The 15359-nt window shown below is 72.7% G+C and carries 10 protein-coding genes; 6 read left to right on the plus strand and 4 right to left on the minus strand.

Features of this window, described 5'->3' with window-relative positions; genetic code table 11:
- Positions 1-149 precede the first annotated feature (149 nt).
- On the plus strand, positions 150-1313 hold the full coding sequence (locus ACFWRT_RS24250) for an NAD(P)-binding domain-containing protein (RefSeq protein WP_380954033.1): 1164 nt from the start codon (positions 150-152) through the stop codon (positions 1311-1313).
- A 12-nt stretch (positions 1314-1325) separates the two neighbouring features.
- Here the strand turns inward: ACFWRT_RS24250 and mltG are convergent, their stop codons facing one another.
- The 3 genes from mltG to ACFWRT_RS24265 all read right to left on the minus strand — a co-directional run bounded on the left by mltG (position 1326) and on the right by ACFWRT_RS24265 (position 4548).
- A complete protein-coding gene (gene mltG / locus ACFWRT_RS24255; protein ID WP_380954032.1) occupies positions 1326-2183 on the minus strand; it encodes an endolytic transglycosylase MltG in 858 nt (285 codons plus the stop codon).
- Positions 2184-2459: 276 nt separating this feature from the next.
- Positions 2460-2675: a hypothetical protein gene (locus ACFWRT_RS24260; RefSeq protein ID WP_380954099.1), complete on the minus strand. Its 216-nt coding sequence runs from the start codon at positions 2673-2675 to the stop codon at positions 2460-2462.
- Between the two features lie 55 nt (positions 2676-2730).
- Positions 2731-4548 carry an ABC transporter ATP-binding protein gene (locus ACFWRT_RS24265; protein WP_380954030.1) on the minus strand — a complete coding sequence of 606 codons (1818 nt, stop codon included), beginning with the start codon at positions 4546-4548 and terminating at the stop codon, positions 2731-2733.
- Between the two features lie 106 nt (positions 4549-4654).
- Between ACFWRT_RS24265 and ACFWRT_RS24270 the strand changes: the two genes are divergently transcribed.
- The 5 genes from ACFWRT_RS24270 (at position 4655) to ACFWRT_RS24290 (ending at position 13681) form a co-directional block, all read left to right on the plus strand.
- On the plus strand, positions 4655-5191 hold the full coding sequence (locus tag ACFWRT_RS24270) for a MarR family winged helix-turn-helix transcriptional regulator (RefSeq protein WP_380954028.1): 537 nt from the start codon (positions 4655-4657) through the stop codon (positions 5189-5191).
- A 12-nt stretch (positions 5192-5203) separates the two neighbouring features.
- The gene (locus ACFWRT_RS24275) at positions 5204-8149 is read left to right on the plus strand and encodes an FAD-binding and (Fe-S)-binding domain-containing protein (protein WP_380954027.1); all 2946 of its coding nucleotides are present in this window, start codon (positions 5204-5206) and stop codon (positions 8147-8149) included.
- A 245-nt stretch (positions 8150-8394) separates the two neighbouring features.
- Positions 8395-9867, plus strand: coding sequence for a Gfo/Idh/MocA family protein (locus ACFWRT_RS24280; RefSeq protein ID WP_380954025.1), 1473 nt, complete (start codon positions 8395-8397; stop codon positions 9865-9867).
- Between the two features lie 179 nt (positions 9868-10046).
- Positions 10047-11903 carry an ABC transporter transmembrane domain-containing protein gene (locus ACFWRT_RS24285; protein WP_380954024.1) on the plus strand — a complete coding sequence of 619 codons (1857 nt, stop codon included), beginning with the start codon at positions 10047-10049 and terminating at the stop codon, positions 11901-11903.
- Entirely contained in the window at positions 11900-13681 is a 1782-nt protein-coding gene (locus ACFWRT_RS24290; protein WP_380954023.1) for an ABC transporter ATP-binding protein, read from the plus strand. Before ACFWRT_RS24285 ends, ACFWRT_RS24290 begins: the two co-directional genes overlap by 4 nt.
- A gap of 12 nt (positions 13682-13693) precedes the next feature.
- Here the strand turns inward: ACFWRT_RS24290 and ACFWRT_RS24295 are convergent, their stop codons facing one another.
- Positions 13694-15232 carry a fused MFS/spermidine synthase gene (locus tag ACFWRT_RS24295; protein ID WP_380954021.1) on the minus strand — a complete coding sequence of 513 codons (1539 nt, stop codon included), beginning with the start codon at positions 15230-15232 and terminating at the stop codon, positions 13694-13696.
- Positions 15233-15359 lie beyond the last annotated feature (127 nt).

Below are 15359 nucleotides of genomic sequence, written 5' to 3' on the forward strand. Positions count from 1 at the left end.
GGCGCGGGGGGGCGACCAACCTCCCGGGGCCGGGGGGGCGCTCCCCCGCGCGGGGCCCAGGCGGCGCTCCGCCTCGGGGTGGGGGGGGTGGGGCGCCGGGTAACCCCCCGGGCCCCCCACGAGTTAGTAGAAGCGTGAACATTATTGGGGTGCGCGAGCTGGACGTGGTCGTGATCGGCGCCGGGCAGGCGGGGCTGTCCGCCGCCCACCACCTGCGCCGCGTCGGTCTGGAGCCGGACCGCGACTTCGTGGTCCTGGACCACGCGCCCCGACCGGGCGGCGCCTGGCAGTTCCGCTGGCCCTCGCTCACGTACGGCAAGGTCCACGGGATGCACGCGCTGCCGGGCATGGAGCTGACCGGCGCGGATCCCGACCGGCCATCGTCCGAGGTGATCGGCGCGTACTTCACGGCGTACGAGGAGCGCTTCGGGCTGCGGGTACACCGCCCCGTCGAGGTGAGTGCCGTACGGGAGGGAAGCGGCGGGCGGCTGCTCGTGGAGACGTCCGAGGGGGCGTACGCCGCGCGCGCGCTGATCAATGCGACCGGCACCTGGGACCGGCCGTTCTGGCCGCGCTACCCCGGGCAGGAAACGTTCCGGGGGCGGCAGTTGCACACGGCGAACTACCCGGGGCCCGAGGAGTTCGCGGGGCGGCGCGTCGTGGTGGTCGGGGGCGGCGCCTCCGGTACGCAGCACCTGATGGAGATCGCCCCGTACGCCGCCGAGACCTTCTGGGTGACCCGGCGGGAGCCGGTCTTCCGTGACGAGCCGTTCACCGAGGAGTGGGGGCGGGCGGCCGTGGCGATGGTGGAGGAGCGGGTACGGGCCGGGCTGTCGCCGCAGAGTGTGGTGTCCGTGACCGGGCTGCCGGTCACCGACGCGGTGCGGCGCGCCCGCGAGCAGGAGGTGCTGGACCGGCTGCCGATGGTCGACCGGATCACCCCGACCGGGGTGGCCTGGGACGACGGCCGCAACGTCGAGGCGGACGTGATCCTGTGGGCGACCGGCTTCCGGCCCGCCGTCGACCACCTGGCACCGCTGAAGCTGCGCGAGCCGGGCGGCGGCATCCGGGCGGAGGACACCCGTGCGGTACGGGATGGACGCGTCCATCTCGTCGGGTACGGGCCGTCCGCCAGCACCATCGGCGCCAACCGGGCGGGGCGCACCGCCGTGCGGTCGGTGCTGCGGCTGCTGCGGGAGACCGGCGGCGGCACGGACCGTACGCGACGGACGGCAGGAGCGGCCGGAAAGGCGGGAGCGGCCGGGAAGGCCGGAACGGTCGGAGCCGTCGGGAAGGCCCGAGCGGTCGTGTGACGGCTGCGCCCGTCAGCCCGTGGCCGCGCGGCGGTTGCTGTTGAACTCCTCGACGTTCTTCTGCTGTTCGTCGTAGCTGTCGGTGAACCGGGTGTCCCCGGGCGCGACCGTGACGAAGTACAGCCAGGGGCCGGGCGTCGGGCTGATCGCGGCCCGTAGCGCCTCCTCCCCCGGGTTGCCGATGGGCGTCGGCGGCAGGCCCTTGCGTACGTAGCTGTTGTACGGGCTGTCCAACTGGGTGTCGGTGGTCGTGGTGTCCAGGGTGGAGCGCTTGAGGGCGTAGTTGATGGTGGAGTCCATCTGCAACGGCATGTCCTTCAGGAGCCGGTTGTAGACGACCCGGGCGACCTTGCCCATGTCGGCGGCGGTGTCCGCCTCGGCCTGGACGATGCTGGCGATCGTGGCCGTCTCGTAGACCGTGACGTTGTTGCGCTGCGCCCCGGCGGTGATGTGGTCCGCCCCGAACCGTTGGCGGGCGGTGTCCGCCATGTAGCGCAGCAGTCCGGCCGGCTCGGTCGCGGAGTGGATCGGATAGGTGGCCGGGAAGAGGTACCCCTCGGGGTTGCCCTCGGCCTGTTCGGGCAGCTCCAGGTCCACCGTGGGGGCGGTCTTCTCCGTGGAGCCGGGCTTGAGGCCGAGCGCCCGGTCGACGGCGGTGTACACCTGCGATGCCCGCCAGCCCTCCGGGATCACCAGCGTGCTCTGCGGGCGCTCCTTCTTCTCCTTCTCCTCGTCCGAGCCGAGCAGGGAGAGCGGGATCAGTACGGCGGCCGACGCCACGAGCAGCGCGGTGACGGCCAGGACGATCTTTCCGCGGCGGGTCGGGCGGAGCCTGCGACGGGGACGGACGTCCGGGGACTCGTTCACCATGCGCGCACGGTAACCCGGTCCGCTCCCCCGGGCCGGTAGCCCGGCGGCGGCGTCGGCTCCGGCGACACGAACGCCGTACCGCTTGACCAGAACACACGAACAAGGGATCGGAACTTCCTGACCAACCTGCTGGCCGGCATCGTCCACTTCGTGGGTTGGCTCGTCTGACCATCGCTCCGCCCGGCGCCGTCGCTCCCCGTCCCACGGGAGCGGCGGCGCCGCCGCGTGTACGGAGCCGGGGTGCCGGACAGATCTGCGTACGGCCCGCTTACGGCTTCAGCCGCGTGCCGCACCCGGTCCGGCGAAGGGCGGCAGTGCGGTGAAGGCGGGGTCCACCGTCACCGCCTCCGCGAGCACGCCGAGTGTCCGGCGGACCCGGGTGAGCGGGTGGTCCGGGAACTCCGCGTCCCACTGCGCGTGGTCCGCCGCGTGGAAGGGGAGTCCGCCTGGCCGCTGGGCTGCCCGGGGAGAGCTCTCATGCGCGGCGATCATGCCGTACGGGCCGTGTGCGGGTGGTGTCGGGGACCCGGCCGCACGCGGTGCGCGGTCAGGGGGCCGGGATCGGGGCCGGGTGGGAGTCGCGGCGGATCAGGGCGGCGTACCGGCCGTCCCGGTCGAGCAGCTCCTCGTGGGTGCCGCGCTCGGCTATGCGGCCGCCGTCCAGGACGACGATCTGGTCCGCGTCGCGGACGGTGGAGAGGCGGTGCGCGATGGTGAGGGTGGTGCGGCCGGCGGAGAGCGCGTCGATCGCTTCCTGCACGGCGTGTTCCGTACGGGTGTCGAGTGCGCTGGTCGCCTCGTCGAGGATGAGCACCGGCGGGTCGCGGAGGATGGTGCGGGCGATGGCCAGGCGCTGCTTCTCGCCGCCCGAGAAGCGGTACCCGCGCTCGCCGACGAGGGTGTCGTACCCGTCGGGCAGGGAGGCGATGTGGTCGTGGATCTGCGCGGCGCGGGCCGCGGCCTCGATCTCCTCGTCGGTGGCCTCCGGCTTGGCGAAGCGGAGGTTGTCGGCGACGGAGGCATGGAAGAGGTAGGTCTCCTGGGAGACCACGCCGACCGCCCGGGCCAGCGTGTCGAAGTCCAGGTCGCGGACATCGGTCCCGTCGAGGGTGACCCGGCCGCCGGTGACGTCGTAGAGCCGGGGCACGAGATAGCTGAGCGTGGACTTGCCGGAGCCGGTGGGGCCGACGACCGCCAGGCTGGTGCCTGCGGAGACGGTCACGTCGATGGCGCTGAGCGTGGGGCCGCCGGTGGTGTCGTAGCTGAAGTCGACGTCCTCGAAGGCGATCTCGCCGCGGATCTTCTCCAGCCGGACAGGCTTCTCCGGTTCGGTGATGTCCACCGTGAGGTCGAGGTACTCGAAGATCCGCTGGAAGAGGGCGAGGGAGGTCTGCATCTGCACGCCGGTGGAGAGCAGGCTGACCGCCGGGCGGAAGAGGCCCTGCTGGAGGGTGACGAAGGCGACGAGTGTGCCGATGGAGACGGCGGTGGAGCCGGGCTGGATGGTGAGGCCGGCCACCCAGTAGATGACGGCGGGCATGGCGGCCATCACGATGCCGATGATGGACATCCGCCAGCGGCCCGCCATGCTGGAGCGCACTTCCAGGTCGACCAGGCGCTCGGACTCCTCGGTGAACCCCCGGGTGAGGGAGTCGGAGCGGCCCATCGTGCGGCCGAGGAGGATGCCGCTGACGGAGAGGGACTCGGTGACCGTGGCGGCCATGGCGGCCATCTGCTTCTGGCGCTGGGTGGTGATCCTCTTCCGCTCCCGGCCGACGCGGCGGCTGATCGCCACGAACACCGGCAGCAGGAGCAGCGAGACGACGGTGAGACGCCAGTCGAGCGCGAGCATGGCGACGACGGTGGCGATGACGGCCGTGAGGTTGGAGACGAGCGAGGTCGCGGTGGAGGTGACCGTCGCCTGCATGCCACCGATGTCGTTGGCGATGCGGGACTGGACCTCGCCCGTGCGGGTCCGGGTGAAGAAGGCCAGCGGCATCCGCTGGAGCTGCGTGTACACGGCGGTGCGCAGGTCGTGCATGACGCGCTGGCCGACGGTGGTCGAGATCAGGGTCTGCAGGACGCCGAAGACGCTGTTCATCACGGCGGTGAGGATCATGCCGAGGGCCAGCAGCGTCAGCAGTCCGGTGCGCCCCTGGGGGATCGCGGTGTCCAGGATCTCGCGCAGCAGGAACGGGGAGGCGACCGACACCAGGGAGGAGGCGCCGACCAGCAGGCCCACCACGGCGAGGCGGCCGCGGTAGGGATGGAAGAGGCGGAGGATGCGGCGCACCTCACCGGGCGGCCGGTCGGAGGCGGCGCGGGCATCAGGAGGGGGCGTCCACGTGAGTTCGTCGGGTTTCATGGGCTCCTTCGTGGGGCGTGAGGCACGGCCGGACGCGGCCGACGTTCAGAGCTTAGCTCATTGTTACCTATACTCACAATGAACGGGGTCCTGATATTGTTCCCGTATGGACGCCTCAGATTCCTCCGACGCCGATGCCACGGATGCGGCAGCCGCCGCCGAACGGCCCCAGGACCGCCACCGGGACCGGCACCGGGATCGCGACCGCGACTCCGACGGAGGCATGCTCGCCGAGCAACTGCTGCGGCTGACCCGTCGGCTGCACCGCATCCAGAGCCGTCAGTTGGAGCCGATCGGCATCACCCCGGCCCAGTTCCGGCTGCTGCGGACCGTCGCGAGTTACGACGCGGCCCCTCGGATGGCCGATCTGGCCCAGCGCCTGGACGTCGTCCCGCGCGCCGTGACGACGCTGGTCGACGCCCTGGAGGCGAGCGGGCGGGTGCGCCGCGCCCCGGATCCGGACAGCCGCCGGGTGGTCCGCATCGAGATCACCGACGAGGGACGCGCCACGCTGCGCTCCCTGCGCAACGCGCGCCGGGCGGCCGCAGAGGAGATCCTGGCTCCACTGACCGCCGGCCAGCGCGAGGTGCTGGGTGAGTTGCTCTCCGCTCTGGTCGACGGGATGCCGGAGCGCCACTGCTGAGGGGACGCCGACATGCCGCTGCTGGAGCCCGACCCGGAAGCCCTCCGCCCCGGTACGGCACGCACACCCGCCCCGGACCGGGTCACCGACCGGAGCGCGACCGGCACCCCGGAGCCCCTGCGCTCCGAGCTGACCGCCCTGCTCGGCGCGGACAAGGTGCTCTGGAAGATCTCCGACCTCGTGCGGTACGCCTCCGACGCCAGCCCGTACCGCTTCCTCCCCCGGGTCGTGCTGGTCCCCGAGGATCTCGACGACGTCTCCGCGATCCTGTCGTACGCCCACGGCAAGGGCCGCGAGGTCGTCTTCCGGGCGGCGGGCACCAGCCTCAACGGCCAGGCGCAGGGCGAGGACATCCTCGTCGACGTGCGCCGTCACTGGACCGGCGTCGAGGTGCTGGACGACGGGGCGCGGGCCCGCATCCGGCCCGGCACCACCGTCCTGCGGGCCAACGCCACGCTCGCCCGGTACGGCAGGCTGCTGGGCCCCGACCCGGCGAGCGCCATCGCCTGCACCGTCGGCGGGGTCGTCGCCAACAACGCCTCGGGGATGACGGCGGGCACCACCCGCAACTCCTACCGCACACTGGCCTCCCTCACCTTCGTCCTGCCGAGCGGCACCGTCGTCGACACCGCCGACCCCGCAGCCGACGAGGAGCTGGCCCACGCGGAGCCGGAGCTGTGCGCCGGGCTGCTGGCGCTCAAGGCGGAGATCGAGGCGGACGAGGAGCTGACGGCCCGTATCCGTGCCAAGTACGCGATCAAGAACACCAACGGCTACCGCCTCGACGCCTTCCTCGACGGCGCGACGCCCGTACAGATCCTGCGCGGCCTCATGGTCGGCTCCGAGGGTACGTTCGGCTTCATCGCCGAGGCCGTCTTCCACACCCTGCCGCTGGACCGCCGCATCACCAGCGCCCTGCTCTTCTTCCCTTCCCTCACCGCCGCCGCTGCCGCCGTCCCCCGGTTCAACGAGGCCGGGGCCATCGCGGTGGAGCTGATGGACGGCAACACCCTGCGCGCCTCGGTCAGCGTGAAAGGCGTTCCGGCGGACTGGGCGGCGCTCCCCCGGGAGACCGCCGCGCTGCTGGTCGAGTTCCGTGCCCCGGACGAGGCCGGGCAGGAGGCGTTCGAGGAGGCCGCCGCCGACGTGATGCGCGGGCTGGACCTGGTGGTTCCGGCGGCCTCCGTCACCAACGCGTTCACCCGGGACGCGGGGACGATCGCCGGGTACTGGAAGGCGCGCAAGGCGTTCGTGACGGCGGTCGGCGGCTCCCGCCCCTCGGGGACGACGCTGATCACGGAGGACTTCGCCGTCCCGCCGGACCGGCTGGCCGACGCCTGCGAGGCGCTGCTGGAGCTCCAGTCCCGCCACGGCTTCGACGCGGCGGTCGCCGGGCACGCGGCCCACGGCAACCTCCATTTCCTGCTCGCCTTCGACGCCGCGCGCCCCGACGACGTCGAGCGGTACGACGCGTTCATGCAGGAGTTCTGCGCACTCGTCGTGGACCGTTTCGACGGGTCCCTCAAGGCCGAGCACGCCACCGGCCGCAACATCGCGCCCTTCCTTGAGCGCGAGTGGGGCCCCCGGGCGACGGAACTGATGTGGCGGACGAAGCAGGTCATCGACCCCGAGGGGGTGCTCGCTCCGCGCATCGTCCTCGACCGGGATCCGCGGGCCCATCTGCGCGGGCTGAAGACCATTCCGAAGGTGGAGGCGGTCGCCGACCCGTGCATCGAGTGCGGCTTCTGCGAACCCACCTGCCCCAGCGAGGATCTGACGACCACGCCCCGCCAGCGGATCGTGCTGCGCCGCGAGATGATGCGCCAGGCGGACGGCTCCCCGGTGGAGGCCGGACTCCTCGACGCCTACGGGTACGACGCGGTCGACACCTGCGCCGGGGACTCCACCTGCAAGCTCGCCTGCCCGGTCGGCATCGACACCGGGGCGATGATGAAGGGGTTCCGGCACCTGCGGCACACCCCGCGCGAGGAGCGGATCGCCGCGCTCACCGCGCAGAACTTCCGCGAGGTGGAGGCCTCGGCGCGGCTCGCCGTGGCGGCGGGGAACGCCATCGGGGAGCGGGGCGGCGACCGGCTGCTGGAGTCGGTGACGCGGCTCGCCCGCAGGGCCGTACGCCCCGATCTCGTACCGGAGTGGCTGCCTCAGCTCCCCGGGCCCGCCGCCCGGGAGCTGCCCCGTACCGCACGGGTGGGGGCGAGCGCGGTGTACTACCCGGCCTGCGTCAACCGCATCTTCGCCGGCCCGGAGAGCCCGCCCGGCACTTCTCTGGCCGAGGCCCTGGTGGCCCTGTCCGAGCGGGCCGGAAAGCCGGTGTGGATCCCCGAGGACGTCGCCGGGACATGCTGCGCGACGATCTGGCACTCCAAGGGGTACGACGCGGGCAACAGGATCATGGCGAACCGCATCGTGGAGGCGGCCTGGGGCTGGACGGCGGGCGGGACCCTGCCGATGGTCGTCGACGCGTCCTCCTGCACGCTCGGCATCGCCGAGGAGGTCGTGCCCTACCTCTCCGAGGACAACCGGGCCCTGCACCGGGAGCTCACCGTCGTGGACTCGCTGGTGTGGGCGGCCGACGAGCTGCTCCCGGAGCTGACGGTGTCCCGGCGGACCGGATCGGCCGTCGTCCATCCGACGTGCTCCATGGAACACCTGGGCGACACCGAGCAGTTGCGGGTGCTGGCCGAGGCCTGCGCCGACGACGTGACCGTGCCGGACGACGCCGGATGCTGCGCGTTCGCGGGCGACCGGGGCATGCTGCACAAGGAGTTGACGGACGCGGCCACGGCGAAGGAGGCGGCCGAGGTCACCTCCCGTACGTACGACGCCTATCTGTCGGCCAACCGCATGTGCGAGATCGGCATGGAGCGGGCCACCGGACACCCCTACCGCTCGGCCCTGATCGAGCTGGAGCGCGCCACCCGTCCGCCGGGCCGCTGAGCCTCCGAAGGACCCGTCCGAGCGCAGGTCAGGGGCCCCAACTGGTTGAACCAGTTGGGGCCTTCGCCTGCCGTGAAGAAAAGTCCATGGTTTGAGGACGAGAGTCCAATTGGCTCTCTTGCGCACCATCCGCATCACCGTCCAGGGTCCTACCGAGGCCCGGTCCCGGGGTCTGTTCACACCCGTACGGGACCCGGGCCCCGCTCGCGCACGTCCAGAACCCCCACACCCCACCTGGAGGCTCGATGAACGACGACGCCCGGCCCGGACAGGCACCGCCGGACCTCCCCCCGCAGCACTCCGGCGACGACGCCGACCGGCAGGACCCCAGCCGCCGTTCGGTGCTGTGGACCACGGCCGGCGTGGCCGGCGCCGGACTCGGCCTGAGCGCCCTCGCGGGAGGCAGCGCGTCGGCCGCCGGGACCACGGTTCCGGAAGCCGTGGAGGCCGCGACGGCCGTCCCCGCGCGCCAGGGCCGCACCATGGCCGACGTCCCCTTCGACCGGCGCTCGACCGTGCGGGTCGGCATCGTGGGCCTCGGCAACCGGGGCGACAGCATGATCGACCTCTTCCTCGCCGTCCCCGGCGTCCGGGTCGTGGCGGTCTGCGACCCGGTGCGGGAGAAGACGGTGAAGGCCGCCACCAAGGTGACGGCCGCCGGGCAGCCCGCGCCCGCCGTCTACGCCAAGGGCGAGGACGACTACGTCAACCTCTGCCGGCGCGGCGACATCGACTTCGTCTACGTGGCCACGCCCTGGGAGCTGCACTTCCCGATGGCCAAGGCGGCGATGCTGAACGGGAAGCACGTCGGCGTGGAGTGCCCGATCGCGATGCGCCTGGAGGAGCTCTGGCAGCTCGTCGACCTCTCCGAGCGCACCCGGCGGCACTGCATGCAGTTGGAGAACTGTTGTTACGGCAAGAACGAGATGCGGGTGCTCCGGATGGCACACGCGGGCCTCTTCGGGGACCTGCTGCACGGCGCGGGGGCGTACAACCACGATCTGCGCGAGCTGATGTTCGACCCCGACTACTACGAGGGTCCCTGGCGGCGGCTCTGGCACACCCGGCTGCGCGGCGACCTCTACCCGAACCACGGTTTCGGACCGGTCGCCAACTACATGGACGTCAACCGGGGCGACCGTGCCGTCTCCATCACCAGCATCGGTACGCCCGCCCTCGGCCTCGCCGCGTACCGCGAGGAGCACATGCCGGCCGGCGACCCGAGCTGGAAGGAGTCGTACATCGGTGCCGACCGGACGATCAGCCTGATCCAGACGGCGAAGGGCCGGGTGATCCGGCTGGAGCACGATGTGTCGAGCCCGCACCCGTACTCCCGTATCAACAGCCTCGGCGGTACCCGGGGCGTCTTCGAGGACTACCCGGAGCGGATCTACCTGGAGCCCACGAACACGAACCACCAGTGGGACGACTTCAAGAAGTACGCCGAGTGGGACCACTGGCTCTGGAAGGAACACGCCAATCCGCCGGGCGGCCATGGCGGGATGGACTACATCATGGTCTTCCGGCTGATGCAGTGCATGCGGCTCGGCCTCGTCCCGGACTTCGACGTGTACGACGCGGCCGTCTGGACGGCCCCCGTGCCGCTCAGCCACCTCTCCATCAAGGCCAAGGGCGCCCCGCTCCCGATACCGGACTTCACCCGGGGAGCGTGGAGGAAGGCCAGGTCCGGGATGGACTCGGAGAAGCCGGCGGCGTGAGGGCGGCGGGGTCCCGTGCGGCTCGGCACGGGACCCCGGGGGCGGCCGCCCACCACGAAAAACCGGTTGCCCCGGCGGGGGGCGGGAAGCGAACCTTGCACGGTTTGGTCACCCCGTAACTCCGAGGTCCGCACGGGCCTCGCGCCTACCGAACCCCGCATACCGAGCCCTGGGACGTCATGCAGATTCGCGATCTTCCGTATTCGGATCCCGGCGACCCCGATGTACGGTCGGGCCCACGCTTCCTGTACTGGCTCGGGCGCAACCAGCTCGGCGGACAGCTGAAGGCGCTCGGCTGGGGCCTGCTCCACCAGCTGAGCATCGCCGGCCTCCCGGTCACCGTCGGCGTCGCCGTCCAGGCCGTCATCGAACGCTCCGGCGCACGCCTGGCGCTGGCCGGCGGTCTGATCCTGGCCCTCGGCGTCTTCATCGCGGTGGGCGACACCATGCTCCACCGGACCGCCGTCACCAACTGGATCACCGCCGCGGCCCGGTTGCAGCAGCTCCTGGCGCGCAAGACCGCCGAGCTGGGGGCCGCCCTGACCCGGCGGGTCGCGGCCGGTGAGGTCGTCGCCGTCTCGACGGGCGACGTGGAGAAGATCGGCTGGTTCGTCGAGGCGCTCTCGCGCTTCCTGGCCGCCGCCATCGCGCTCGTCGTGGTCTGCGTCGGGCTGGTCGTCTACCTCCCGACCCTCGGTGTGCTGGTGGCCGTCGCGATGCCCGTACTGGCCCTCGCCGTGCTGCCGCTGCTCCCCCGCGCCACCCGGCGCGCCGACGAGCAGCGCGAGAAGGCGGGCAAGGCGACCGAGCTGGCCTCGGACACCGTGGCCGGACTGCGGGTGCTGCGCGGCATCGGCGGCGAGGAGCTGTTCCTCGGCCGCTACCGCCGCGCCTCCCAGGAGGTCCGCAAGGCGGCCGTGCGCAGTGCCAGGATGTGGGCGCTGATCTCGGCGGTGCAGGTCCTGCTGCCGGGCATCCTGCTGATCTCGCTGGTCTGGTACGGGGCGACGCTGGCCCGCGAGGGCCGCATCGACGTGGGCCAACTGGTCACGGTCTACAGCGCGGCCACCCTGATGCTGTTCCCGTTGCGCCACTTCGAGGAGATCGCGATGGCCTACTCCTTCTCGCGGCCGTCCGCACAGCGCGCCGTACGGGTGCTGTCGCTGCGCCGCAGCGACCGGGCGGCCACCGAGGCGGGCGTTCCGTCGGGCGATCTGTACGACCCCGCCACCGGGCTGATGGCCCACCAGGGGCAGTTCACCGCGGTCGTCTGCGGCGACCCGGACGAGGCGGGACGGCTGGCCGAACGGCTGGGCGGCCATGCCCAGACCGGGGACCAGGAGACCGAGGGGGAGAAGAAGGAGGCGGAGGCGGAGAAGGCCCCGTCCGTCCTGCTCGGCGCCGTCGCGCTGGACGAACTGCCGCTGGACACCGCCCGGACCGCCGTCCTGGTCCAGGACAAGGACCCGGTGCTGCTCTCCGGCACGCTCCAGGAGCTGCTGGACGTGCCGTCCTCGGGCCTGGTCACCGCTGAGGACGCGCTGGAGGCCGCGCAGTGCGGCGATGTGCTGGCCGCCCTGGCCCAGGCCTCCCCCGACGACGGCGGGGACCCGATGCGGACCCGGATCACCGAGCGGGGCAGGTCGCTCTCGGGCGGTCAGCGCCAGCGCCTCGCGCTGGCCCGGTCGCTGATCACCGACCCGGAGGCCCTGGTGCTCGACGAGCCGACCTCCGCCGTCGACTCGCACACCGAGGCGCGCGTCGCCGCCGGGGTCGCGGGGCTGCGCCGGGGCCGTACGACGGTCGCGTTCGCCTCCTCGCCGCTGCTGCTGGACGTCGCCGACCGGGTCGTCCTCGTCCACGAGGGCAGCGTGGTGGCCGCGGGCACCCACCGCGAACTGCTGCGGACCGAACCACGCTACCGGGCCGTCGTCACCCGTGAAACCGACGAGGAAGCGGCGGCGAACGGCTTTCCCGGTGACGTCACCGTCCCCGCCATGGACACCAGCACCCAGGAAATCGAGGAGAGGGCATGATCGGCGTCGCACCACCGGCGTACGACCCGTCCGCCCCGGAGTCGGCCACCACCCTGCCCGTGGGCACCCCCACGACCGTACGGAGTTACGTACGGCATCTGCTGCGGCGCCACCGCAAGGCCTTCGCCCTCCTGATCGGCGCCAACGCGGTGGCGGTCATCGCGTCGATCGCCGGGCCGTATCTGCTGGGCGGTCTGGTCGAGGACCTCTCGACGGGGGTCGCCGACCTCCATCTGGAGCGCACGGCGGCCATCTTCGCCGTCGCGCTGGTGATCCAGACGGTGTTCACCCGGTCCATGCGGCTGCGCGGGGCGATGCTGGGCGAGGAGATGCTCGCCGATCTGCGCGAGGACTTCCTCGTCCGGTCGGTGGGGCTGCCGCCCGGCGTGCTGGAGCGGGCCGGGACGGGCGATCTGCTCTCCCGGATCACCACGGACATCGACCGGCTGGCCAACGCGATGCGCGAGGCCGTGCCGCAACTGGCGATCGGCGTCGTCTGGGCCGGTCTGCTGCTCGGCGCGCTGACCGTGACCGCTCCCCCGCTGGCGCTGGCCGTGCTGATCGCGCTGCCGCTGCTGATCACCGGCTGCCGCTGGTACTTCCGGCGCGCGCCCTCGGCGTACCGCGCCGAGGCCGCCGGTTACGCGGCCGTCGCCGCGATGCTCGCCGAGACCGTGGACGCCGGGCGGACCGTGGAGGCGCACCGCCTCGGCGCCCGCCGGGTGGCGCTGTCGGACCGGCGGATCACGGAGTGGACGGCGTGGGAGCGGTACACGCTGTTCCTGCGCTCGGTCCTCTTCCCGGTCATCAACGCGACGTACGTGACCATCCTCGGCGCGGTCCTGCTGCTCGGCGGCTGGTTCGTGCTGGAGGGCTGGCTGACGGTCGGCCAGCTCACCACGGGTGCGCTGCTGGCCCAGATGATGGTGGACCCGATCGGCCTCATCCTGCGCTGGTACGACGAACTCCAGGTGGCGCAGGTGTCGTTGGCGCGGCTGGTCGGCGTACGGGAGATCGAGCCGGACGCCGGTGACACGGCGGTCGGGCCGGACGGCCGGGACGTACGGGCGGACGAGGTGCGGTTCGGGTACCGGGAGGGCGTCGACGTCCTGCACCAGGTGTCGCTGGACGTGGCTCCGGGGACGCGGCTCGCCCTGGTCGGGCCTTCGGGCGCGGGCAAGTCGACGCTGGGCCGCCTGCTGGCCGGGATCTACGCCCCGCGCACCGGCGAGGTGACCCTCGGCGGGGCCGAGCTGTCGCGGATGACGGCGGAGCGGGTCCGGGAGCACGTGGCCCTGGTCAACCAGGAGCACCACGTCTTCGTCGGCTCGCTGCGGGACAACCTGCTGCTGGCCCGGGACGGGGCGCAGGACGCCGAGCTGTGGGCCTCGCTGGCCGCGGTGGACGCGGACGGCTGGGCGAAGGGCCTGGACAAGGGGCTGGACACGGAGGTCGGTTCGGGCGGGTTCGCGCTGACCCCGGCGCAGGCGCAGCAGATCGCGCTGGCCCGGCTCGTCCTGGCCGACCCGCACACGCTGGTCCTGGACGAGGCGACCTCGCTGCTGGACCCGCGGGCCGCCCGCCACCTGGAGCGTTCACTGGCCCGGGTGCTGGAGGGCCGTACGGTGGTGGCGATCGCGCACCGGCTGCACACGGCCCATGACGCGGACGTGATCGCGGTGGTGGAGGAGGGCCGGATCAGCGAACTGGGCAGCCACGACGAGCTGGTGGCGGCGGACGGCGCGTACGCGGCGCTGTGGCGGTCCTGGCACGGATAGGGCCGCCCGGCGTCACCGTGCGGCTCGCGTGGGGTGGGGCTGGAGGAGTTGGTCGACGGGGGCGTGGTCGTCGGTGAGGACCGGGGCGTCGCCGGTCCAGGCGGTCACGGTGTCGCCGGTGGCGATCCTCCAGTCGGTCTCCCTCGTGTCCAGGGCCCGCTGGATCGCGGGAGCGTCGAACGGCCGGTCGGAGGCGAGCACCACCATGTTGCCGCCCAGGGGGGTCGCGGCCGGGTCGAGGCCGATGTCCCCGGGGGCGCCGAGGACGGCGACGTGCTGGAACACCTGGGCGAGCGTGGCGACCTGGGCGCGGGCGAAGGCGAGGCGGCCGTGGTCGATGACGTTGGCCGCGTACAGCCCGTCCTTCTCGAGCGCGCGGTGGACGTCCCGCAGCGCCTCCGTGGTCGTGAGGTGCCACGGCACGCTGACGCCTCCGAACGCGTCCCCGACGACGAGGTCACGGCTGTCGGTCTCCAGCCGCTTCAGACCGAGCCGCGCGTCCTCCACGCGAACGTCGATGCCGCTGGACGCGCCGAGGTTGAGCTGCTCGCGGTCGATGCGTACGACGCCGCCGTCGATCTCGGAGACGAGGCTGCGGGTTCCGGGGCGCGCGGCCGCGAGGTAGCGGGGGAAGGTGAGGCCGCCGCCTCCGATGTGGTGGGCGGCGAGGGGTGCGCCGGCGGGGAACGCGGTGTCGGCGACGGCCGCGAAGGCGCGTACGTAACCGAACCGGAGGTACGTCGGGTCCTCGATGTCCACGTACGAGTGGCGCAGGCCGTCCAGGACCAGGGTGCGGCCGGTGGCCCGCTCGGGGTCCGCGACGATCCGGGCGCAGTGGTAGCGGGTCTCCGCGTCGCAGCCGCCCGGTGCGAACGCGGTGGCGAGGGAGCCCGCGACGACGGTGGCCAGCGCCACGGCCGAGGCCCGGCGCCAGCGGCGCGCCCGCCAACCGGCCAGCGCGGCGCCGATCACCAGCAGGACGCCGAGGCCGATCAGGATGGAGCTGACCGGCAGCCGCGAGATGAGGACGAAGCCGGTGAGGACCGTGCCGACGATGGCGCCGAAGGTGCCGACGCCGGAGAGCCGTCCCACGACCGTGCCGGTCTCGGCGAGGCTGGTGAGCCGCAGCTTCGTGACGAGCGGGGTCACCGCGGAGAGCAGGGCGCCGGGGACGAGGAGGGTCCCCGCCGCGACCAGCAGGAGCGCCGGAGCCGCCCACTCGGCGGTGGTGCGCAGGAGGAGCGGGGTGAGCGCGACGACGACGCCGGACACGCCGAGCGCGGGGCCGATGAGCCGGTGGGGGTCGACCTGGTCGGCGACGCGGCCGCCCAGCCAGGAGCCCAGGGCGATCGCGGTGAGGGCGATGCCGATCACCAGGGTGCTGGTTTCGAGGGTGAGGCCGAGGTAGGGGGCCAGCAGCCGCAGGGCGACGATCTCGACGACCAGGACCGCGGCCGAGGATCCGAACACGAGGACCGCTGCGGCGCGTTGGCTCAGCCCCTGGTCGCGGGGCGGGTCGTCGGCCACGGGCGGGGAGGACGGTGTGGTCACCGCAGCATCCTCGCATGCGGGCGGAGGAACTCCGGCCGACCGGGAGGCGCTTGGAACCCAGCCACTAAGTTGATTAGTATGCGTGGCCCAGCCTCCGCACGGCCCCTCGGTCGGCGGCCGAGGAAGA

The organism is Streptomyces cyaneofuscatus (assembly GCF_042718795.1).
GTDB classification, from domain to species: domain Bacteria; phylum Actinomycetota; class Actinomycetes; order Streptomycetales; family Streptomycetaceae; genus Streptomyces; species Streptomyces cyaneofuscatus_A.